Consider the following 24,034-nt stretch of genomic DNA (forward strand, 5'->3'; position numbering starts at 1 on the left):
AAAAAGTAACGGATTATAGGAATAGATGTTATGTCGTAAGCGACAACTGCTGTCTGAACCTATAATCCGTTTACTGAAAGCTATTAAAATGTTTCTTGGACTTCGTTTTCTTTTAGGAAATTATCCAACCAGAAATTACATCCGTTCCGGAACTTCAATTCCCAATAAGCCCATGCCTTCCTTCACAATCTTGGCAACATTGGCAGAAAGAACCAGACGGAATACCTTTAACTGCTCATTGTCTTCATGCAAGATCGAGAAGTCATGGTAGAACTGATTGTATTCTTTTACCAGATCGTATGTATAGTTGGCTATCAGTGCCGGACTATATGTCTCACCAGCTTCCTTCACGATAGCCTTGAAGTTGGCCAGCAGCTGGATCAGTCCTTCTTCTTTTTCTGATATCTCGAAGTTGGTTGGCAAAGCAGCCGGTAAAACGATTCCCTGTTCTGCTGCTTTACGTAATACGGAGCAGATACGGGCATATGTATACTGGATGAAAGGACCGGTATTACCATTGAAGTCGATAGATTCTTTCGGGTTGAATGTCATATTCTTGCGCGGATCTACTTTCAAGATGAAGTATTTCAGCGAGCCCAAACCAACCATCCGGGCAATATCTTCAGCTTCTTCGTGAGTCAGACCATCCAGTTTCCCTAATTCCTGAGAGATTTCGCGGGCAGTATTGATCATTTCTTCCATCAGGTCGTCGGCATCAACTACGGTTCCTTCGCGGCTCTTCATCTTTCCTTCCGGCAATTCCACCATACCGTAAGAGAAATGTACCAGGCCTTTGCCGAATTCAAATCCGAGTTTGTCTAACAGGATAGACAATACCTGGAAATGATAGTTCTGTTCGTTACCTACCACATAGATCATCTTGTTGATCGGATAATCGTCGAAGCGGAGTTTTGCTGTACCGATATCCTGTGTCATGTAAACCGAAGTACCGTCGGCGCGCAGCAAAAGCTTTTCATCCAGACCTTCATTGCGTAAGTCGGCCCATACCGAACCGTCTTCGCGGCGATAGAAAATACCTTTTTTCAGTCCTTCCAGCACTTTGCTTTTTCCTACCAGATAGGTTTCTGATTCGTAGTAAATCTTATCGAAGCTGACACCCATCATTTTGTAGGTTTCGTCGAAACCGGCGTACACCCAGTCGTTCATCATCTTCCATAACGAGCGGACTTCCGGATCTCCGGCTTCCCATTTGCGGAGCATTTCACGGGCTTCCTGCATCAGTGGAGAAGCGGCTTCGGCTTCTTCCTTGGTCATTCCTTTTGCTTCGAGGGCGGCAGTCTCTTCTTTCAGTTTGTTGCTGAACAAGACATAGAAGTCGCCAATTAAATGATCGCCTTTCTTGCCAGCCTTTTCGGGTGTAATACCATTGCCCCATTTCTGCCATGCCAACATGGATTTGCAGATATGGATACCACGGTCGTTCACGATATTTGTTTTCACTACCTTATTACCGTTGGCTTCCATGATCTTCGACAAACTATATCCTAACAGGTTGTTACGAACGTGACCTAAGTGTAAAGGCTTGTTTGTGTTAGGAGAAGAATATTCGATCATGACCAGTGGTGAGTTTTCGGTCGCTTTCGTAAAGCCATATTCCGGCTGGGCATTGATTTCGTTCAACAGATCAATCCAGCAACCACAGGCAACGGTCAGGTTCAAGAATCCTTTAATCACATTGAACTCAGCCACTGCCGGTTCGTTTTTTACCAGGTATTCGCCCAATTCTTGAGCTGTCTGCTCCGGAGATTTCTTGGACATACGCAGGAAAGGAAAGACAACCAAGGTAAGATGCCCTTTGAATTCTTTCTTTGTTTTCTGCAACTGTACTTGTGCCTCGGTTACATCTGCACCATACAATTCTTTGATACCGGCAATGACAGAACCGGTAATTTGCTGTTCAATAACCATATCTATTGTCTTCTATTAGCTAATTTTCGGCAAAGGTACGTCTTTTCGCTGATATTTACTGCTTCTATCCGTGCGGAAATGAATCTGTTGACTTACTTTTTTACTAAATGAACAATTTGTCATTTTGTCAAAATACCCCTCTGATCCTTGCGCTGTACAGACGTGAGTACAGCGCTGATTGTTTTTATGCGCCGCATTGAGACTTTGGGTTTGACAAAATGGTTGGAAATAACTTCGAATAATTGACATGCTGAAGAGAAAGAAGGCATGAGAGAGATGTTTTTAGTTGTCCTGTTTTTCAGACAGTAAAAATAGAAGCAGATTGATAGTCTGATTTGAGCCTGATTTAAGCCTGAAAAAAGAGCTTTTTGTGGATGAAAAAGGCACTGAATACGGAATTCGGGACATTTGTTTCCGTTTCTGCCTGGCTTTTCCCGAAAATCCAGGCAGGAAATTCTAAAAAAGTAAGGTCTTTTGGGAATTTCTTAGGTATGAATTTCTTCGTTTTTAGGCATGAAAAAGCTTGATTTTCGTCTGTTTTATTGAAAAACGAACCAGAAAACGATGAAAAAATGCCCGAAGTAAGAAAAATGAGTGTTTGAGAAAAGGCGAAAAAAACAGCAAAAAGATGAGGATGTCCTAATTATAGAAGTAAAATGATATTTGAGAAAATAAAAAAGGCGCAACCGCAAAGCTTGCACCTTTGTTTATTATTCCGTGTAAAAATAGAATCAATTCAGTGAATCGTTCAATTCATTACTTGGCTTGAATTTAGCTACATTGTGAGCCGGGATAACGATTGATTCTTTAGTTCTTGGGTTTAAACCTGTGCGCGCAGCTTTTTCATTGACACTAAAAGTACCGAAACCGAGGATAGCTACTTTGTTACCTGCTTTTAATTCAGAAGCAACTGTATCCACAAAAGCATCTAATGCCTTTTTGGCATCAGTTTTGCTCAATCCAGATTTCTCTGCGATTGAATTGATAAATTCTGTTTTGTTCATAATAAAAATAATTATGTAATTAATAGTATGTTTTCGTTTTGAAAATTAGAACGATAAATCGTTCCAAAAGTACTTTTATTTTATTCGATAACAAAGGAATTTACGGTTTTTTTGATATTCTATTATGTTTTAAGGGCGATTTGAAGGAAAAAAATAAAATATACTTACCTTTGTAGAGAATAAATTGTTTAAGTAGAGGCCCGATGAAGCTCTAGGCCGGCAGGTGTCTGTCTGGAAATAAACGGAAGGCTGTCGTCGGGGAGTTTGTAAAAACGATGTTTTATCGCAAGATTAAAAAAGTATGATGAATCAAAATGGCGGAGGATTCTTAGACAGGATCCCGGTAGTGACAAAGAATCTTATTATCATTAATCTTTTATTCTGGGTGGCGAGTCTGAGTTTGCCCAAGATCGGCATCAATCTGATCGACTTGTTGGGACTGCATTTCCCGGGAGCTAAAGATTTCTATCCCTTTCAGCTGATATCTTATATGTTCATGCATGATACGCATTCGTTTGCGCATGTATTCTTCAATATGTTTGCGGTGTATATGTTCGGTCGGGTGCTCGAAAATGTTTGGGGACCAAAGCGTTTCCTGATCTTCTACATGGTGACGGGAATAGGTGCCGGACTGGTGCAGGAATTGACTTGGTATTTCGACTTGAGAGATGTGATCAATGCTCCGCAGGAGCTGGTGAATATCGGTGGCGGACAGATATTGAATAAGGAAGAGTTCTATAATCTGTTCGTAACAGTCGGTGCTTCGGGAGCTGTTTTCGGTATTCTGCTGGCTTTCGGGATGCTTTTCCCGAATGTTCCCCTGTATCTGATGTTTGTTCCGATTCCTATAAAGGCAAAATATTTCGTCATCTTTTACGGATTGGCCGAACTGACGATGGGCGTTGCCAATTTCAGTGGCGACAGTGTGGCTCACTTTGCTCATTTAGGCGGTATGCTGTTTGGATATATACTGATTAAATATTGGAAAAAGAAAGATTTGAGCAATGGACAGTTTTTTATCTAATATACGAAATCGGTTCCGGGAAGGAGATATCTTGCTCCGCATCATCTATGTGAATATTGCCCTCTTTTTATTGATACGTCTGGCAGATATCTTCTTGTTGCTGTTCAACCTCGACGGAACTTATTACCTGCGGTATCTGGAATTCCCTTCTTCCTTTCAGGAATTCTTATACCAGCCCTGGACGATACTGACGTATATGTTTACCCATTATGAGGTGCTGCATATTCTGTTTAACCTGTTGTGGCTGTACTGGTTCGGGCGTATGTTCCTGAATCACTTTGACCAGCGCAAACTGTTGGGTGTGTATTTGTCGGGAGGAATCTTTGGTGCCATCCTCTTTATGATAGCTTATAACATCTTCCCTTATTATGCCGATGCGGCTTCCAGCAGTTATCTTTTAGGTGCTTCAGCCTCGGTGATGGCCATTGTTTTCGGGGTCTCATTTTATGCCCGCGAAGAAGAAGTCATGCTTTTCCTGATTGGTCGGATTAAAATCTATTATCTGGCGATCCTGACCTTGCTGCTTGATTTGCTGTCGATAACGTCGGGAAACGCCGGAGGTCATTTAGCCCATATCGGAGGTGCCTTGTTCGGGATTCTGTTTGCTTCGCGGATGCGTGCCGGAAAAGACATAACCCGTCCGCTAAACCGGCTGATTGATAAATTGGCCAATCTTTTTTCCCGCAAACCTCGTATGAAGGTCACCTATAAAAGGGCCGAGACGGATTATGAATACAATGCGCGTAAACAACGGGAAGCGGCCGATTTGGATGCCATTTTAGATAAGCTGAAGCGATCGGGCTATCAAAGTCTTACTTCCGACGAGAAGAAACAATTGTTTGATGCCAGTAAAAAGTAAAGCGGTATGAAATTCTTTCGGATCATATTCCAGTCATTTTTCCTGACAGTTCACGTGGTGGTTGTCATCCTCTTTCTTTTGGCTGCTTATTCCGATCGGATTTCTCCTGAAACTTTTACGTTGGGTGCTTATTTAGGATTGGGCTTTCCTATATTCTGTATTTTGAATCTGTGTCTGACGGCCTACTGGCTTTTTACGCAGGAGTGGCGTTTTATTGGGATCGGCCTCCTTTCGTTTCTGTTATGCTGGGGGCAGGTGAAACTCTATTTCCCGATACATTCGCGGACAGATGATATTCCGCAGGAAAATACCATCAAGCTGCTTACATATAATATAATGGCCTTCGGTTATAAACCTCATACCGAAGAAACGCCGAATCCGACGATCGAATACATTGCTCAGTCGGGAGCTGATATCGTCTGTCTGCAGGAATACGCAGAAGATACACAGAGTAAATACCTGACGAAAAAGAAAATCTACCGGGAATTGGATATGTATCCATACCGTTCGGTCATTTATTTGAACCGGACGGGGCGATTACGTTTTGGCATTGCTTTGTTTTCCAAGTATCCGATTGAAAAGAGCCGGCGTATTAAATATGACAGCAAATATAACGGTTCGGCCATCTATACCATCCGAATCGGGGACAAGAAACTTACACTGGTAAATAACCATTTGGAATCCTTTAAGCTGACGTCGGAAGACCGGTCGAAGTATGCGTCTTTTATCAAGGAAATGGATTCGGAGAGTTTTGGTAATTTGAAAGGAACGATACAGCAGAAGTTGGGTGCAGCCTTCAAGATTCGGGCTGCACAGGCTCGAACGGTGGCAAAAGCCGTAGCCGATTCATCCAATGAATATACGATTGTTTGCGGAGATTTTAATGATACGCCGATCTCGTATGCCCATCATACTATTGGGAACGGGCTGACAGATGCTTTTTCGGCTTCAGGAAGTGGCATGGGCGTTTCGTATAATGAGAATTTCTTCTGGTTCCGGATTGATCATATTCTCTGTTCACCCAATATCAAGCCCTATAATTGTACGGTTGATGATGTTCATTATTCAGACCATTATCCCATGTGGTGTTATCTGCAGCTGGAATAATGGTCTGAAGAAAGTTATTCCATGTCTTCGTCCAACGAATTGAATACATCGCCGAAGAGATTCTCGGCAAAGAAATAGGTGGCATCACAAAACAGTTTCGGATTCTTGATATAAGAAACCTTGTTGCCTTTGCCACCGTTGGCGATGACGTCTTCTGCCGGTATGTCTTTGTGCTTCTTTTCGTTCTTCGGATCATATTCATATTTGATATCCGTCATACTGGCTGTATACTTTCCGTCAAAGCATTCGATAAACATCCGGTAGGTAACCAATGTCTTGTCTGTATCATTCAGCAAGAGTTCTACCGTTGAACTGACCAGGATCGTATGTTTTTTCTTGTTCGTTACCACGTTCGAAAGGAATACGTCTTTCCCGTAATTCTTCTTGGCCCATTTACTGATGCCTTTGAAGATGGTATTCTGGCTCATGCCGTCCATATCAACCTGATCTTCATAATATATTTTTCCGTTTTTCATCGGAGAACAGGCTTCGACAGAGCCTTTATGTCCCTGTGCTGAAACAAGCACAGGGAAGAGAAGCAGTAGCGCTATGAAAATTTTCTTCATACAGATTATCTGTTATTTATTTCACCCAAACATTTATGATCTCTCCAATAACCGTCTGATTATTTCCGTCAGGCGTCAAACCCTGCATCTTACATTCCAAAATCATCCATACAGCATCCTGTGCAAATGGTTTCTTGGAGAACTGGATCGTATAGATTTCACCCTCTTTCACTCCTTTGCAGAAAGCTGAATTGGCATCAGCAGAGAATGACGCAATTTCCTTACCGAAGAGCGTGCTGATTCCTTTCCATTCTGCCTGACTTTCGTTGAGGTTATTGTCGGCCATCTTGATACGCATATCACTTTCCGGCAGGAGCTGTTTCAATGTGTTCGGTATATTGCTGGCAGCCATTTGGGTAAATCCAGCTGGTGTACCTAAAGGAGCTACCGGTTGAACAGCCGGTTTGTCTTCTTTAGCAGGGGCTGTTTCTGCCTTGGCGGCAGGCGTTGGATTTACAGCCTGAGCCTGTAAGGCCTGTTGCCCGAAAGCATTTTGTGCATTGGCAAATAATTCATCGGCAAAATCGATGGTCTTTCGGCGGAATTTTCCACTGATGCGGTTCAGCTTGCCTTTGTATATCGCATTTTCGTCGGTAATCCATTCTTCTGCAACGTATTTCTCAGGTTCACGCTGGTAGGCAACATTGTATTCATACCGGATGTTGGTTAGCTTGATGGTACAAAGCTGATCTTTACAATACACCAGTACCTGATAACTCATCTTTGACCGGTCTAACGAAAGAACCGTACTAGAAAAGACAATATATTCTTTTCCGGCTGCCGCAAGTTCGCCTTTATCCCGATTCTGATATACAACCCGACATTCGTCGTTGTTAAATCGCTGTTGAGCCCAGTTCAAAGCTGTTTCAAACACTTCATTTTGGGAAAGAGAAGGAACTTTTATATCCTGCGAGAAGACAACTCTTCCATTTTCTACCGGAACAGCACCTTCCAAGTATTTTAAATCCTCTTGAGCCGTCAGGAGAAAGGGTAAAAATGCAAATAATAAAAATAAATGTTTCATAAGAATAAAGCTATTTTCCCCCAAAGATAGATATTTGCCTCATTTATTAGCTATCAAAAAAGTAAATAATTATTATAATTCCTCTTAATCAGGAAAAAAAACTCTATATTTGCACCCTGTGAAAAATTGGATATAATAATGTAATAACAAAAATAATAAGTACAAAATGCAAAACAAAGGATTTGTAAAGGTCTTTGCTGTGCTGCTGACGCTTGTTTGTTTGTTCTATTTGTCCTTCTCGTTTGTGACAAATAGATATAATAAAAAGGCGGCTGAGTATGCAGGAGGTGACCCTGTAAAAGAAAGTCTTTATTTAGACTCATTATCTACTGAGAAGGTATGGTTAGGCTATACGCTTAAGGAATGCCGAGAGATGGAAATTAGCTTAGGTCTTGACTTGAAGGGCGGTATGAACGTCATTCTGGAGTTAAGTGTGCCTGATGTGATTCGTTCATTGTCAAACAACAATCCGGATGAAAACTTCAACAAAGCATTGGATCTGGCTTATGCCAAGCAAGCTTCCAGCCAGAAAGATTTCATCAGTCTGTTTGCCGACGAATACAAGGCATTAGACAGCAATGCTCGTTTGGCTACCATCTTCAGTACGTTCGAGTTGAAAGATAAAATTACGCCGCAGAGTTCGGATGATCAGGTAATTGCCGTTTTACGTGATGAGTTGCAGAGTGCCATTGATAACTCATTTAACGTATTGCGTACTCGTATAGACCGTTTCGGTGTTGTATCTCCGAACATCCAGCGTCTGGAAACAGCTGGCCGTATCTTGGTTGAGCTTCCGGGTGTAAAGGAACCTGAACGTGTACGTAAATTGTTACAGGGTAGTGCAAATCTGGAGTTTTGGGAAACTTATAAATTGCCTGAAATCTATCAGCAGTTGGTTGCCGCTGATAATGTATTGGCTTCTGTTCTGGCTGCCAGCGATGCAGCTGATTCAACTGCCGTTGCTTCTGCCGAAGAAGCTCCTGCTGTAAAGGCTGATTCTGTTACAAGCGAAACCGATTCTCTGTTGGCCAAGATTCAGGATTCTCCGGAAGTAGAAAAAGACCAGTCTGCTGAAGAATTTGCAAAACAGCATCCGTTGTTTGCCTTGCTTCAGCTGAATCAGTATAATGGTCAGCTGGCTCCGAGTGCAGTAGTTGGTTATGCACAGGCAAAAGATATGGCGAAGATCAATGAGTATCTGAGCATGAAGCAGGTGAAAGATGCGCTGCCCCGTAACTTAGCACTGAAATGGGGTGTTAAGGCTATGGATGAAAAAGGCATGTTCTTTGAATTATATGCCTTGAAGGTAACGAATCGTGACGGAACTCCAGCTTTGGGTGGTGATGTAATTACGGATGCAAGTTCCGACTTCGTACAGCAGCCGGGTGTTTCTGGTCAAGAAGTTAGTATGAAAATGAACGCTGAAGGCGCAAAAGCCTGGGCTCGTTTGACTAAAGAGAATACAGGTCGTTCTATTGCCATTGTATTGGATGGAGTCGTCTATTCTGCTCCGAATGTCGAAGGCGAAATTCCCGGAGGTCAATCTCGTATTACAGGTAACTTTACTCCGGAAGAAGCTAAAGACTTGGCAAACGTGTTGAAGTCTGGTAAGATGGCGGCTTCTGTACATATTGTTCAGGAAGATGTGGTTGGTCCGTCACTGGGTCAGGAAGCTATCAATGCCGGTGTGATTTCATTCGTATTGGCTTTGGTATTGTTGATGCTTTATATGTGTGCTTTCTACGGTGTCATCCCAGGTTTAATTGCCGATGGCGCATTGGTAGTTAACATCTTCTTTACGATGGGTATTTTAGCATCCTTCCAAGCTGTATTGACATTGCCGGGTATTGCCGGTATGGTGTTGACTTTAGGTATGGCTGTCGATGCGAACGTGTTGATTTATGAACGTACGAAAGAAGAGCTTCGTGCAGGAAAGACATTGGCCAAGGCAATCTCTGATGGTTACAGCAATGCCTTCTCTGCTATCTTCGACTCTAACTTGACTTCTATCATTACGGGTATCGTTTTGTTCTACTTCGGTACAGGTCCTATCCGTGGATTCGCTACGACAATGATTATCGGTTTGTGTGCTTCTTTCTTAACAGCCGTGTTCTTGACACGTATTGTTTATGAAGCCTTGTTGGCAAAAGATAAACTGAACAACGTAACTTTCGTTACCAACATGACGAAAGATTTGTTGAAGAATCCGAAAGTAAACTTCTTGGGAGCTCGCAAGGTTGGATATTTGATCCCGTTGGCTATTGTTATATTGGGTGTCATTTCAATGATGACAGTAGGTTTGAACAAGGGTATCGACTTCACAGGTGGTCGCAACTATATTGTTCGTTTTGATCAGAATGTGAAGACCGATGACATCCGCTCTATGTTGGATGCTCAATTGGATGGAGCTGTCAGTGTAATTACAATTGGTACTCCAGATCAGGTACGTATCTCAACTAACTACAAGATCGATGTTCAGGATCCGAATATTGACCGTGAGATTGAATCGAAATTATATGAAGGCCTGAAGCCGTTATTGAAAGACGGTACAACAGTCGATCAGTTCGTTTCTGATTATATCCAGAGTTCACAGAAAGTAGGTCCGTCCATGGCAGATGATATTAAGAACAGTGCGATCTTGGCGGTTATCTTCTCAATGATCTGTATGGCTGCCTATATCCTGTTGCGTTTCCGTGATGTATCATTCTCTGTTGGAGCCTTCGCTTCTGTTGCTACAACAACCTTGTGTATTATTTCATTCTACACCTTGTTGTGGAAGCTGTTGCCGTTCTCAATGGAAGTTGACCAGACGTTTATTGCGGCTATCCTGACGATCATCGGTTATTCTATCAACGATACCGTGGTTGTATTCGACCGTATCCGTGAGACGATCAGTATCTATCCAAAGCGTGACCGTTACCAGGTAATCAACGATGCCTTGAACTCAACATTGTGTCGTACGTTCAATACATCATTGACGACATTGGTTGTTGTAATCTGTATCTTCATTCTGGGTGGTAGTACAATCCGAAGCTTTACCTTCGCTATCTTGTTAGGTATCGTGATCGGTACATATTCTACCTTGTTCGTGGCGACTCCGATTGCTTATGAATTACAGAAACGTAAGATTAAGAAACACGGTTTGGCTGAGAATACGGAAGCTTAATTCGACATACAGTTGAATTTATAATATAGGCCATCCTGGTTTTTCCGGGATGGCTTTTTTATTTTCGCAAACAGTTCTTATCTTTGTCGATAAACCAAAAAATAACCTATGATACTGGATCTGGATAAACGTGCGATAACTTATTTGCCTGGTGTCGGCCCTAAGAAAGCAGAGATACTTCAGAAAGAAGCCAACATTGTCTCATACGATGATTTGCTGCATTATTTCCCTTATAAATATGTTGACCGAAGTCGGTTTTACCGGGTAGATGAGATTACTCCCAATATGCCTTATATCCAGCTGAAAGGGAAGATTACGCGTTATGAACAGTTAGGAGAAGGGAAAACAAGACGTCTTGTTGGGAAATTTACGGACGGATCGGGTGTATTAGATCTGGTTTGGTTTAAAGGAATCAATTACGTACTTGAAAAGGTCAAAGTCGATACGGAATACATAATCTTTGGAAAACCGTCTGAGTTTGGTCATTCATTTAATCTAGTGCATCCGGATGTGGATCCGGTAGAACAAGCCGGACAGGTTGCTTCGGGACTTACTCCGTTTTATAATACGACGGAAAAGATGAAGAAATCATTCCTTAACTCGCGTGCGATTCAAAATTTGCAGTACACTTTGTTATCGGGATTGAACTGGCAATTGGCAGAAACTTTACCTCAGAAATTATTAAAGAAGACCGGGCTGGTTCCTTTATCGGATGCGATGAGGAATATTCATTTCCCGGCTACTGTTTCTTTATTGAGAGCGGCTCAGTTACGCTTGAAGTTTGAAGAGCTGTTTTATATCCAGCTTCACATGCTTAAAACATCTCAAATGCGAAAGAAAGCACTTCAGGGTATTCTCTTTTCGTCTGTAGGTGATTATTTCAATACATTTTATAAGGAATATCTTCCTTTTGAATTGACGAATGCCCAGAAACGGGTGGTGCGGGAAATTCGTGCCGATATGGGAAGTGGCCGGCAGATGAATCGTTTGTTGCAGGGAGATGTGGGTAGTGGAAAAACGCTGGTGGGCTTGTTGTCGATGCTGCTGGCTCTCGACAATCACTGTCAGGCATGTATGATGGCTCCTACAGAAATCTTGGCAACCCAGCATTATGCGACGATCAAAGCCTTCTTGAAAGATATGGATGTAAAAGTGGCTCTATTGACTGGTTCGACAAAGAAGAAAGAGCGTGAACGGATTTTACCCGCCATTGCCAGTGGTGAAATCCAGATTGTCATCGGGACGCATGCCTTGATAGAAGACACAGTTGTATTCTCATCGCTGGGACTGGCAATTATTGACGAACAACATCGCTTTGGTGTAGAGCAGCGTTCACGGCTTTGGATGAAGAATACGAAAGCTGTTCCTCATGTGTTGGTTATGACGGCAACGCCAATTCCACGAACTTTAGCCATGACTTTGTATGGTGATTTGGATGTCTCTGTTATCGACGAACTGCCACCGGGGCGAAAACCTATACGAACCTTACACCGTTATGATAACAAAAAGGCTGAGCTCTTTGAGTTTTTGCGTAGGGAAATTCAGAAAGGTCGCCAGGTTTATGTGGTTTATCCCTTGATTGAAGGGAATGAAAAGCTGGATTATAAAAGCTTGGAAGAAGGTTTTGAAGTCTTTAAGGAGGTTTTTCAGGAATATACGGTGTGTATGGTGCATGGAAAAATGAAAGCCGCCGAAAAGGAAGAAGAAATGCAGAAGTTCATTTCGGGGAAAGCACAGATCTTGCTAGCAACTACTGTAATCGAAGTGGGTGTGAATGTACCGAATGCTTCTGTAATGGTAATCGAAAGTGCTGAACGCTTTGGGCTGTCGCAGTTACATCAGTTGCGTGGACGTGTAGGCCGTGGCGCTGAACAGTCGTATTGTATATTGGTTTCTTCTTATAAATTAAGCAATGAAACCCGTAAGCGGCTTGAAATTATGGTCAACAGCAATAATGGTTTTGAAATTGCTGAGGCAGATTTGCGTTTACGTGGACAGGGTGATCTGGAAGGAACGAGGCAAAGTGGCGAAGGGCTGGAATTGAGAATCGCCAATCTGGCTTCGGATGGACAAATCCTTCAATATGCTCGTGATTGTGCTATGGAGATTTTGAACGAAGATCCGGATTTATTGAGCGAACCCTATCAGATATTGAACGAAAGACTAAGAATTCTCTTCTCCCGCAGTATTAGTTGGCGTCTGATTAGCTAATGTGTTGTAGAACATATTAGGCGTAAGTGTTTGTTTTCCTTTTAATTATCGGGTAGATTTATGAATCTTATGGAAGTTTGAAGAAATTTTTCCTTAATTTCCTTTGAGGTATAATTCAAAATCGCGAACTTTGAGTTGTTGAATGCTGATTGACAGTGTTTAACACTTCAAAAAATGGTCTATAAGTTTTGAATTCTTCTAAGAAAATGACAGTAAAATCAATATTATCCGTTTGTTTGGGCTTTATGATGCTTCCAGTGATGAAAGCGGAAGAGCCGGAGAAAAAGGCAGCAAAAGACATTGTCGTTGGTCAGGCGAATATGGTGATGGAACAACACGTTTCTGAATTGATGGCAGAGCGTGTAGGCTTTAAGAAAGACATCGCGATGGAGAAGTTGGCCGAAGCATCTTTCAATGCTGAAGTGGCTCGAGAATCATTAATGTTCCCTGCGGAAGATCTTTACGGATCAAACTGGAATACCAAATGGGTTGATCCGTTCCGGGGCGAAGCTGAAAAGCCGAATTTCCCGGATTCTTGTGCTATTAATTGTAGCTCGTTTGTTTATCCGATTGATACAATTGCTCGTGTTACTTCGAAATATGGTCCTCGCCGTCGTCGGATGCACCGCGGAATTGATTTGAAAGTACAAAAAGGAGATACAATCCGAGCTGCCTTCGACGGAAAAGTCAGAATTCGTAATTATGAACGCCGTGGTTATGGCTACTATCTCGTTATTAGACACCCAAACGGACTTGAGACCATTTATGGCCATTTATCTAAACAATTAGTACACGTTAACGATATTGTACATGCCGGAGATCCGATTGGATTAGGCGGAAACACCGGACGTTCTACCGGTTCTCACCTTCATTTTGAAACACGCTTCCTGGGTCAGGCTATTAATCCTGCTGAAATTGTAGACTTTGAAAACGGAGTTCCCGTTCATGATACGTTTGTTTTCCGGAATGTAAAGATCAACGGGCGGAAAAGCAATATTTATACTTCTTCAGGTGATCAGTTGGTTTATCACCGGGTAAAATCGGGTGATACGTTAGGTAAGATTGCCCGCATTTATGGAACGTCAGTCAGCGAATTATGCCGTTTGAATGGAATTAAACCGACGACAGTTCTTCGTGTCGGACAATCAATTCGTTGCAATGCCGGAGCTAGTTATGTAGTTAAGAAAAAGAAAACTGCGAAGCCGTCAGTTACGGTGGAAGCTCAGAATGAACCTTTGGCAGCGGTAGCTGCCGAGCAGAATGATGCTGCAGGAAATCAGCCAATATATCATAAGATACAATCAGGTGATACGTTAGGAGCAATTGCTCAAAAATACGGAACAACTGTATCCAAATTGTGTGAGCTGAATGGTATTACTCGTACTACTATCCTTCGTTTAGGACGTACGTTACGGTGTTCTTAAATAGATTCTAATTATTAGATCACATAAATTTTTTTTCTGTGTTTGAGCTGCTTGTGATGTGAATTACGGGCAGCTTTTTATTTTCAATATTCCATTTAAAAAGCTATCTTTGCATTGCTAATTCCAGAGAATATGCCAGATACGAAAGAACAATTTGAGAAAGTTATCTCTATTTGTCGGGAGCTATATGCTAAGAAGCTAAAAGATTATGGCCCTTCGTGGCGGATCATGCGCCCGATGTCAGTTACAGATCAGATATTTATCAAGGCCAATCGCATTCGCAGTTTGGAAACTAAAGGGACGCGGATGATTGATGAAGGTATCCGTCCGGAGTTTATTGCCATTGTCAATTATGGTATTATCGGGCTTATCCAGTTGGCGTTGGGTTATGCTGATACGACTGATATTACCAATGAAGAAGCCTTGTCCTTGTATGATAAATATATGACTCAGACGAAAGAACTGATGTATGCCAAGAACCATGATTATGATGAGGCGTGGCGCAGTATGCGAATCAGTTCTTACACAGATCTGATTCTGATGAAGATTTATCGGACTAAGCAGATTGAAAGCCATCACGGAGAAACATTGGTTTCCGAAGGAATAGATGCGAACTATATGGATATGGTTAATTATGCCTTGTTTGGCTTAATTAAACTCGAATATGGGGAATAATAAGTAGACAAAGGTCATCGCATATGAGGCAGAAAGATATATGGATAAAGATGCTGGCAGAAACTTGCCGGTTATTGTTGGGCCTCGTGTTTATCTTTTCAGGATTGACGAAGGCTGTAGATCCTATGGGTTTTGCCATTAAGGTGGGAGAATATTTGTCCTCGTTCGGTTGGGATTCTCTGCAATCGTTTGCTGTGCCTTTTGCCATAAATCTGGCTGCTGTAGAATTTACATTGGGCATATGTATGTTTTTAGGGGTTTATCGTCGGTATGCGTCTTTCTTAACATTACTGATGATGCTTTTCATGACGCCACTAACACTATATCTGGCGTTGTATAATCCTGTTGCAGATTGCGGTTGTTTTGGTGAAGCTCTGATTCTAACGAATTGGGAGACTTTCTATAAAAATATTGTTTTGTTGGCAGCTGCGGTAATAGCCTTTGTCTACAATCAACGGACACTGGCCGGTTATACTTTTAAGGTTTATTGGTTTGTTGCTACTTTTGCCTATGTTTATTGCGTCGGATTTTCTCTTCGAAATTATTGGCATTTGCCGATTATAGACTTTCGCCCGTATAAAATAGGTGTCAATATTCCGGTAGCGATGTCAATTCCTGAAGGCGCTCCGCAAGATGAGTATGAATATAGTTTTATTTATGAAAAAGACGGCGTTCAAAAAAGATTTACGTTAGACAATGTGCCTGCTGATGATTCAACCTGGACTTTCGTGGATACGGAGTCAAAATTGATCAAGGCTGGTTATGTTCCACCGATCAGTGATTTTATCGTGACAACATTTGATGGAGAAGACCGTACAGAACAGCTGTTGGCTGATACAACGGGCGTATTCCTTTTGGTATCTCCCAGGTTGGAACAAGCCAATGAAGAGCGCATCGATGAAATCAATAATCTGTATGATTATGCTACTGAAAAAGGAATGCGGTTTTATTGTCTTACAGGTTCTGATGAGTCAGCTGTAACAAAATGGATTGATTATACGGGAGCTGAGTATCCATTCCTGTTTGTAGATGATGTTACGTTGAAGACGATGATTCGCTCTAATCCGGGTCTGATCGTTTTAAAAGGAGGTACTATCATGGGGAAATGGCATTATAATGACTTTCCTAAGGAAGAAGACTTGGATAAGTTTGTTGAATCAGCCTTGTTAAAACCGATGAAAGACGAGAAAGAGGCTCGGTTAGTAACCAACCTATTGACTTTTGTCGTACCTTTGTTGCTGGTTTGGCTGTATGACTATCGGCGTAACCGGAAGAAACAGCCAGTTAGTGAAAACTTATAAGAAGAATTTTTGTATCACAATTTAAAATAGAGAAAATATGAGAAAGAACATTGTTGCAGGAAACTGGAAAATGAACACCACTCTTGCTGAAGGCCTGGAATTGGCTAAAGGTTTGAACGAAGCATTGAAGAATAAAACAACAAATTGCGATGTAATTATCGGTACTCCGTTTACTCATTTGGCAAGTGTTGTTGCTGCTATTGATACGAATAAGATCGGTGTTGCAGCAGAAAACTGTGCAGATAAGGAAAAAGGTGCTTTCACAGGAGAAGTTTCTGCTGCTATGGTAGCTTCAACTGGCGCTAAGTATGTCATCTTGGGTCACTCTGAACGTCGTGCTTACTATCATGAAACTCCGGAAATCTTGAAGACAAAAGTAGAATTGGCTTTAGCTAATGGTCTGACTCCGATCTTCTGTATTGGTGAAGTTTTGGCTGAAAGAGAAGCTGGTAAGCATTTCGAAGTAGTAGATGCTCAGATTGAAGGTTCTTTGTTTAATCTGTCTGCTGAAGATTTCAGCAAGATTATCTTAGCTTACGAACCGGTTTGGGCTATCGGTACAGGTAAAACAGCTACAGCTGATCAGGCTGAAGAAATTCATGCACATATTCGTGCTACTTTGGCTGCTAAATATGGTAATGAAATTGCAGATAATTGCACAATTCTGTATGGTGGTAGCTGTAATGGCGGTAATGCAAAAGAACTGTTTGCTAAACCGGATGTTGATGGTGGTCTGATTGGTGGTGCATCTCTGTCTGTAGAGAAATTCATGCCGATCATTGAAGCTTTTGATAAATAATTGAATCATCGTTTACCAGAAGTAAATAAGTCAAGGTAGCTATTATGAATAATCAAGATAGCTACTTTGACTATTATAATTAAGTTCGCTATACGTGAATAATTTCATTTATTACCTTATGAGACAAATCCTGATTCTATTTTGTTTGTGTAGCTTGCTTTCTGTGTCTAGTTGGGGACAGACGGCCGATACTGGAGTTCATGTTGTAACTATCTTCGATGAGATGGCGAAGCAAGAGCCTGGCAAAGGAGTAGTAACCGTACATCAGTCGGATGCTATCCGGGCATTGGTCGGAGCTCATATGTATGGAACAAACGTAGAGCAGGAAGGCGAAACAGCCTACTTGAAAATTCAAGGTTATAGAGCTCAGGTATTTTCAGGTAATAACCAGCGTAAGTCGAAAGATGAGGCTTTCCGGAAGGAAAAGGAGATTAAGGAACTTTTCCCGGATGTGCCAACCTATGTGACCTATAATGCTCCATTCTGGAAATTGCGTGTAGGCGATTTTAGGTCTCATGAAGAAGCCTATCAGATGATGCGTAGGCTGATGGCCGCTTTTCCGGATTATGCGAAAGAAATGTATATTGTAAAAGAAGAAGTTAAAATTCCTTTGAATTGAAGATGGAGAAATTAAGCGAAGAGCAGATGTTGCAGAATCGGGATGCTTTGGCAACCCATTATCAGGAAATACTCGGTTTGTTGGGTGAAGATGTGAACCGGGAAGGTCTTATCAAAACACCGATGCGCGTAGCAAAGGCTATGCAATACTTGACAAAAGGGTATCATGAAGATCCGGCGGCAGTACTTCGTTCGGCCATGTTTGAGGAAGAAGATTACAAGCAGATGGTAATTGTAAAGGATATTGATTTCTTTTCGTTGTGCGAACATCATATGCTTCCGTTTTTTGGTAAAGCGCATGTTGCTTATATCCCTAAGAAATATATCACAGGCTTGAGTAAAATTCCACGGGTAGTTGATATTTTTGCCCGCCGTTTGCAAATACAGGAACGTTTGACAATGCAGATTAAAGATTGCATTCAGCAAACATTAGATCCATTGGGGGTAATGGTTGTCATTGAAGCCCAGCACATGTGTATGCAAATGCGTGGTGTGGAAAAACAGAATTCGTTAACGACCACTTCCGATTTTACAGGATTCTTCCAGCAGGCAAAAACGCGTGAAGAATTCATGAATCTGATAAAGAATAATCGGTAATACGTTTTCTGGAAAGAATTATTGGTATCCGTGTCATCACCGTAGATGATACGGTTTTTTTGTATATAGGGAAATACCAGAATTACTCCAGATGAACTTTTGAGGGTAAGCGTATCAAGCGATCTCTTTCTTGAAGAAGAGATTTATTACCAGCGAACATCCGATAAGCAGCACACCAGCCCCGACAACTCCATTCCAACCATATAACGACCAAAAGCTTCCGGCAAGGAATGTTCCTAACGAACCACCGGCGAAATAGGTAGTCATAAAGATTGTATTGATGCGGTTCGATGCTTTCGGATTCAACGAGAAAATTGTTGTCTGGTTACTGAGCTGGATACATTGCATCCCGATATCAAACAACAGAATTCCGCTGATGATGCCGGCATACGTGTTTCCTAAGAAACACAGGCTCGTCCAGGCAAGAAGAATAAGACCACAGCCAATGTAGTTAAACCGCTTGACGCCGACTTTCCTGACATAACGTCCGACGAACGAAGCTGTCATGGCTCCGGCTACTCCGCATAATCCTAACAATCCGGTAACGTGACTGCCTGCATAAAAAGGCGCCTGTTCCATTCGGAAGGCTAAGCAACTCCAAAGAGCCAGGAAAGAACCGAACGCTAGTCCGGCACGCAGGGCTGATACACGAAGTACGGGATAATCTTTAATCAGTTGGAGAAGAGATTTCATCAGGTCTTTGTATTTTCCCTGGAAATTACTCTGTATATCTGGCATGATACGGAGCAGAAACAGACAGGAAATGATCATCAGCACGGCGGCTGCAAAGAACATGAAACGCCATCCCATGATTTCTCCCACAATACCGCTTACCACGCGTGATCCTAAAATACCCGTCAATAAGCCAGATACAATGATACCTACATTCTTCCCTTTCGTATCGGGTGTCGAGAATTGGGCAGCAATCGGGATGAATATCTGCGGCATAATGGAACAAAGCCCGGTAAAGAACGAAGCCAGCAAGATCAATTCCAGATTGGGAGAAAGAGCAATACTCAGCAGGGAAATAATCAGGATGCTAAAATTGACGATAATGATTTTCCTGCGTGGATAAAGGTCTCCTAAAGGAATAATAAACAACAGGCCCATCGCGTATCCAATTTGCGTCACCATGGCTATCAAGTTGGTCCTGAACTCTGATACCTGTAAATCTTGACTGATGTTATATAGCAACGGCTGGTTATAGTAAAGGTTGGCCACAGTAATACCAGCGATGATTGCCAATGCCCAGAGTAGGGAAGTGGGCAATCCCTTATTTTCAATTAATGTCTGTTTCATGCTGCAAAGATACAAAGCCGGCTTGAATACAACCGGTTATTTTAGGATAAAAAAGGAATATGAATCGGAAATGAAACTCGTGAGAATTGTTTTCGATTCTCGTTTATTTTGATTGTAGATGTAGAAGGTTCACTTGGAAGTTAAAGAGAATTTTGGAAAGTTTAATCAGATGCATACTTGTGGGCGACTAAATAAACCGTAATTTTACGGTGTCTTATCAAAACACAAATCACAGCATGGAACCCTTTATTCATTTACATGTTCATACCCAATATTCGTTGCTCGACGGACAAGCCTCGATTGATGCGCTGATTAATAAGGCGTATGATGATGGCATGCGTGCTATTGCCGTTACCGATCATGGTAATATGTTCGGCATAAAAGAATTCTTCAACAAGGTAAATAAGAAGAATGGTAAGGTACAAGGTACAATCAAAGACTTACAAAAGGAACTGAAGACGCTGAGTGCCAAAGAGGAACGGACCGATGAGGAAAACGCCCGGTTGGCAGAAATCCCGGGCTTGTTGGAAAAGGCAAAGGGTGATCTGTTCAAGCCGATTATCGGATGTGAATGTTATTGCGCCCGGAATCATCGTCTCCAGAAGACGGAAAAGGAAGACCGAAGCGGATGGCACTTGATTGTTCTTGCCAAGAATATGACGGGATATAAGAATCTGATCAAGATTGTTTCCCAATCATGGACGGAGGGTTTCTACGGACGTCCGCGTATTGACAAGGAATTGTTGGAACAGCATCGAGAAGGGTTGATTGTCTGTTCTGCTTGTCTGGGTGGAGAGATTCCGCAGAAGATCATGCACGGAAATATCCATGCTGCCGAAGATGCCGTGCTGTGGTTCAAGCAGATGTTTGGAGACGATTATTATTTGGAGATGCAACGTCATGAGACGCATCGGGCAGATGCCGACCAGACGGTATATAAACATCAGGTGGAAGTCAATAAAGTCTTGGTTGAACTTGCCCATAAACATGGAATAAAGGTCATAGCTACGAATGATGTGCATTTTGTGAACGAAGAAGATGCTGATGCGCACGATCGTCTGATCTGCTTGAGTACGGGAAAGGACCTGGATGATCCGAACCGTATGCGTTATACAAAGCAGGAATGGATGAAGACAACTGCCGAGATGAATCAGATCTTCAGCGATATTCCGGATGCTTTACGTAATACGCTGGAAATAGCGGATAAGGTTGAATTCTATAGTATTGACAGCGGACCGATTATGCCGACCTTCAACATTCCTGAAGAATTCGGTACGGAGGAAGAGTATCGTAAGAAACTGACAGAGAAAGATCTGTTCGACGAGTTCACAAGGGATGAAAACGGAAATGTTGTCTTGAGCCAGGAAGACGCGGAAGCAAAGATCAAGAAATTGGGCGGATACGACAAGTTATACCGTATCAAGCTGGAAGCAGATTATCTGGCCAAGCTGACGTATGAAGGAGCAAAGCCTCGCTATGGTGATCCATTGTCGGACGAAGTCAAGGAACGTTTGAACTTCGAGTTGCATATCATGAAGACGATGGGTTTCCCGGGTTACTTCTTGATTGTACAGGATTTCATCCGGGCTGCCCGGGAAGAATTGGGCGTTTCGGTAGGACCGGGCCGTGGTTCTGCTGCGGGTTCTGCTGTAGCTTATTGTTTGGGAATTACCAAGATCGACCCGATTAAATACGATTTGCTGTTCGAGCGTTTCCTGAATCCGGACCGTATCTCTTTGCCTGATATTGATACCGACTTCGATGATGACGGACGTGGCGAAGTACTTCGCTGGGTAACGGAGAAATATGGTGCGGAACGTGTGGCACATATTATTACGTATGGTACGATGGCTACGAAGTCGGCTATCAAGGATGTGGCGAGAGTTGAGAAAGTTCCGTTGGCCGAATCCAACCGGTTGGCTAAACTGGTGCCCGATAAAATCCCGGATATGAAGAAATTCAAGCTCAAGGATGCCATTGAATATGTACCGGAGTTGAAAGAAGCTGCCAATGGTCCGGATCCGTTGGTTCGGGATACCTTAAAATATGCCCAGATGCTGGAAGGTAATGTTCGTAATACCGGCGTTCATGCTTGTGGTGTGATCATCGGGCGGTATGATATATCGGATGTTGTACCGGTCAGTACGGCGAAAGACAAAGATACGGGCGAAGAAATGCTGGTAACGCAGTATGAAGGTTCGGTGATTGAGGAAACTGGTCTGATCAAGATGGACTTCTTGGGACTGAAGACACTTTCTATCATCAAAGATGCCATCGAGAATGTCCGGTTAACGACGGGGCATGACTTGGATATCGACCACATCAGTCTGGAAGATCCGGCTACTTATAAACTGTATTGCGAAGGACGAACGACCGGAACATTCCAGTTTGAATCGGCTGGTATGCAGAAATACCTGAAGGAACTGCAACCCTCTAAGTTTGAAGACTTGATTGCCATGAATGCTTTGTATCGTCCGGGACCTATGGATTATATCCCTTCTTTTATCGCCCGTAAGCAGGGAAAGGAAGAAATCAAGTACGATATTCCGGTCATGGAGCGTTATTTGAAGGATACGTATGGTATTACGGTCTATCAGGAGCAGGTCATGTTGCTCTCCCGTCTGCTTGCTAACTTTACCCGTGGTGAAAGTGATGCCCTCCGAAAGGCAATGGGAAAGAAACTGATTGAGAAGATGAATGCCTTGAAGACCAAATTCTTGTCGGGTGGAAAAGCCAATGGGTATGAAGAGGCGACATTGAACAAGATTTGGGCCGATTGGGAAAAGTTTGCTTCCTATGCTTTCAATAAGAGTCACGCTACGTGTTATTCGTGGGTGGCTTATCAGACAGCTTATCTGAAAGCCAACTATCCGTCGGAATATATGGCTGCCGTATTGAGCCGAAGCTTATCGAACATTGCCGATATTACTAAGTTTATGGACGAATGTAAGGCGATGGGAATACAAGTATTAGGCCCGGATGTCAATGAATCTATTCTGAAGTTTAGCGTAGATAAGCAAAAGAACATCCGTTTTGGTATGGGCGCAATCAAAGGTGTTGGTGAATCGGCTGTTCAGAATATTATAGAAGAACGGAAGAAAAATGGTCCGTATAAAGACTTGTTCGATTTCGTAGAACGTGTTAATCTCTCATCCTGCAACAAGAAGAATATCGAATCGTTAGCTTTGGCCGGCGCTTTCGATAACTTCCATGTACAGCGGGAATCGTTCTTTGTAGATAATGGGAAAGGCGAGACGTTCCTCGATATCCTGGTCCGCTATGGTAATAAATACCAGACGGACAAGGCAACGGCGGCTAACTCCTTGTTTGGAGATGATAACTTTGTCGCCATCGCCAAACCCGAAATCCCGAAGGCCGAGCGATGGAGTGATCTGGAACGCCTGAACAAGGAAAAGGAGCTTGTCGGCATTTATCTGTCGGCTCATCCGCTGGATGAATATCGTATCATCCTGCAATATGTCTGCAATACAGGCATGGCCGAGCTGAACGATAAGGAAAGTCTGGTTGGCCGAGAAATATTGGCCGGCGGTATTGTTACCGGTTTCCGTGAAGGAACTACCAAGACCGGTAATCCATTCGGTATTCTGAAGGTGGAAGATTTTACCGGAAGTGGGGAAATTGCCTTGTTTGGTCAGGATTATATCGAATACAGTAAGTATGGAAAACCGGGCATGTATTTGTTGATCAGTGGAAAGATGGAAGCCCGTAAGTATAACGACAAGATCTTTGATTTCCGGATCTCGTCGATTAAGTTATTACCGAACGAGAAAGATAAGTTGATTGAGAATATTCGTATTACGGTTCCTATCCATGATTTGGATGAACCGATGATTAATGAGTTGTCAACCCTGATCAAGAACAATCCGGGAAATAGTTTGTTATATTTTCGGGTGGTAGACGGAAGCAATAATATTGCGCTGAATCTGTTCTCTCAGAAGGTGAAGTTGAAGATTACCAAAGAGCTGATTGATTACCTGACCGAGAGTGAAACCATCGACTTTAAAATTAACGGCTAAAGTTGGTGCGGGCAAATAAAAATTCGTATTTTTGCCCTCGCTTTGACAAAAGAAACTGAATTTAAATCATTTTATAATATGGCTTTACAGATTACAGACAGCAATTTTGAGGAATACCTGAATGCAGGTAAGCCTATGGTACTTGATTTCTGGGCAGAATGGTGTGGACCTTGCCGCATGGTGTCTCCTATTATCGATGAGCTGGCACAGGAATACGAAGGACGTGTAACTATCGGTAAGATGGATGTTGATAATAATGACGATGTAGTTGGCCAGTTCGGCATTCGGAACATCCCGACTATTTTGTTCTTCAAGAATGGTCAGATGGTCGATAAGATTGTTGGTGCAACCAGCAAAGACAAATTCGTTCAGAAGATCGAGGCTTTATTATAAG

Annotated in this window: 18 protein-coding genes; 13 read left to right on the plus strand and 5 right to left on the minus strand. The window is 42.4% G+C overall.

The window, feature by feature from the left end; genetic code table 11:
- Positions 1–135 precede the first annotated feature (135 nt).
- Positions 136–1,929 carry an arginine--tRNA ligase gene (argS, locus tag NEE14_RS13560; protein WP_251967188.1) on the minus strand — a complete coding sequence of 598 codons (1,794 nt, stop codon included), beginning with the start codon at positions 1,927–1,929 and terminating at the stop codon, positions 136–138.
- A gap of 731 nt (positions 1,930–2,660) precedes the next feature.
- Positions 2,661–2,933: an HU family DNA-binding protein gene (locus NEE14_RS13565; protein WP_251967189.1), complete on the minus strand. Its 273-nt coding sequence runs from the start codon at positions 2,931–2,933 to the stop codon at positions 2,661–2,663.
- A 301-nt stretch (positions 2,934–3,234) separates the two neighbouring features.
- Here NEE14_RS13565 and NEE14_RS13570 point away from each other — a divergent pair, with 301 nt between their 5' ends.
- From NEE14_RS13570 to NEE14_RS13580, 3 genes are read left to right on the plus strand one after another with little or no spacing between them, the layout of a single operon-like run.
- The gene (locus NEE14_RS13570; RefSeq protein ID WP_251967190.1) at positions 3,235–3,957 is read left to right on the plus strand and encodes a rhomboid family intramembrane serine protease; all 723 of its coding nucleotides are present in this window, start codon (positions 3,235–3,237) and stop codon (positions 3,955–3,957) included.
- Positions 3,938–4,816 (plus strand): rhomboid family intramembrane serine protease, encoded by an 879-nt coding sequence (locus NEE14_RS13575; protein WP_251967191.1) that lies wholly within the window; start codon positions 3,938–3,940, stop codon positions 4,814–4,816. Before NEE14_RS13570 ends, NEE14_RS13575 begins: the two co-directional genes overlap by 20 nt.
- Positions 4,817–4,822: 6 nt before the next feature.
- Positions 4,823–5,923, plus strand: coding sequence for an endonuclease/exonuclease/phosphatase family protein (locus NEE14_RS13580; protein ID WP_251967192.1), 1,101 nt, complete (start codon positions 4,823–4,825; stop codon positions 5,921–5,923).
- A 14-nt stretch (positions 5,924–5,937) separates the two neighbouring features.
- Here the strand turns inward: NEE14_RS13580 and NEE14_RS13585 are convergent, their stop codons facing one another.
- A complete protein-coding gene (locus NEE14_RS13585) occupies positions 5,938–6,489 on the minus strand; it encodes a DUF4468 domain-containing protein (protein ID WP_251967193.1) in 552 nt (183 codons plus the stop codon).
- 16 nt (positions 6,490–6,505) lie between these two features.
- Positions 6,506–7,513 carry a DUF4468 domain-containing protein gene (locus NEE14_RS13590; RefSeq protein ID WP_251967194.1) on the minus strand — a complete coding sequence of 336 codons (1,008 nt, stop codon included), beginning with the start codon at positions 7,511–7,513 and terminating at the stop codon, positions 6,506–6,508.
- Positions 7,514–7,679: 166 nt separating this feature from the next.
- Between NEE14_RS13590 and secDF the strand changes: the two genes are divergently transcribed.
- The 8 genes from secDF to folE all read left to right on the plus strand — a co-directional run bounded on the left by secDF (position 7,680) and on the right by folE (position 18,304).
- The gene (gene secDF / locus NEE14_RS13595; RefSeq protein ID WP_251967195.1) at positions 7,680–10,679 is read left to right on the plus strand and encodes a protein translocase subunit SecDF; all 3,000 of its coding nucleotides are present in this window, start codon (positions 7,680–7,682) and stop codon (positions 10,677–10,679) included.
- Positions 10,680–10,790: 111 nt separating this feature from the next.
- Positions 10,791–12,890: an ATP-dependent DNA helicase RecG gene (gene recG, locus NEE14_RS13600; RefSeq protein WP_251967276.1), complete on the plus strand. Its 2,100-nt coding sequence runs from the start codon at positions 10,791–10,793 to the stop codon at positions 12,888–12,890.
- 206 nt (positions 12,891–13,096) lie between these two features.
- Positions 13,097–14,314 carry a M23 family metallopeptidase gene (locus NEE14_RS13605; RefSeq protein ID WP_317259008.1) on the plus strand — a complete coding sequence of 406 codons (1,218 nt, stop codon included), beginning with the start codon at positions 13,097–13,099 and terminating at the stop codon, positions 14,312–14,314.
- A 132-nt stretch (positions 14,315–14,446) separates the two neighbouring features.
- Positions 14,447–14,989 carry a DUF1599 domain-containing protein gene (locus tag NEE14_RS13610; protein ID WP_251967197.1) on the plus strand — a complete coding sequence of 181 codons (543 nt, stop codon included), beginning with the start codon at positions 14,447–14,449 and terminating at the stop codon, positions 14,987–14,989.
- A 23-nt stretch (positions 14,990–15,012) separates the two neighbouring features.
- Positions 15,013–16,290: a BT_3928 family protein gene (locus NEE14_RS13615; RefSeq protein ID WP_251967198.1), complete on the plus strand. Its 1,278-nt coding sequence runs from the start codon at positions 15,013–15,015 to the stop codon at positions 16,288–16,290.
- A 37-nt stretch (positions 16,291–16,327) separates the two neighbouring features.
- Positions 16,328–17,089, plus strand: a complete 762-nt coding sequence (gene tpiA / locus NEE14_RS13620; RefSeq protein ID WP_251967199.1) for a triose-phosphate isomerase — start codon at positions 16,328–16,330, stop codon at positions 17,087–17,089.
- A 118-nt stretch (positions 17,090–17,207) separates the two neighbouring features.
- Entirely contained in the window at positions 17,208–17,708 is a 501-nt protein-coding gene (locus tag NEE14_RS13625; protein WP_251967200.1) for an SPOR domain-containing protein, read from the plus strand.
- Between the two features lie 26 nt (positions 17,709–17,734).
- Positions 17,735–18,304 (plus strand): GTP cyclohydrolase I FolE, encoded by a 570-nt coding sequence (folE, locus tag NEE14_RS13630; protein ID WP_422394713.1) that lies wholly within the window; start codon positions 17,735–17,737, stop codon positions 18,302–18,304.
- 114 nt (positions 18,305–18,418) lie between these two features.
- On the opposite strand, the gene NEE14_RS13635 is transcribed toward folE, so the two are convergent.
- Positions 18,419–19,603 (minus strand): MFS transporter, encoded by a 1,185-nt coding sequence (locus NEE14_RS13635; protein ID WP_251967202.1) that lies wholly within the window; start codon positions 19,601–19,603, stop codon positions 18,419–18,421.
- 236 nt (positions 19,604–19,839) lie between these two features.
- Here NEE14_RS13635 and dnaE point away from each other — a divergent pair, with 236 nt between their 5' ends.
- Both dnaE and trxA read left to right on the plus strand, forming a co-directional pair.
- Positions 19,840–23,640: a DNA polymerase III subunit alpha gene (dnaE, locus tag NEE14_RS13640; RefSeq protein ID WP_251967203.1), complete on the plus strand. Its 3,801-nt coding sequence runs from the start codon at positions 19,840–19,842 to the stop codon at positions 23,638–23,640.
- 78 nt (positions 23,641–23,718) lie between these two features.
- Positions 23,719–24,033: a thioredoxin gene (trxA, locus tag NEE14_RS13645; RefSeq protein ID WP_251967204.1), complete on the plus strand. Its 315-nt coding sequence runs from the start codon at positions 23,719–23,721 to the stop codon at positions 24,031–24,033.
- Position 24,034 lies beyond the last annotated feature (1 nt).

It is taken from the genome of Parabacteroides sp. AD58 (assembly GCF_023744375.2).
GTDB lineage: Bacteria > Bacteroidota > Bacteroidia > Bacteroidales > Tannerellaceae > Parabacteroides > Parabacteroides absconsus.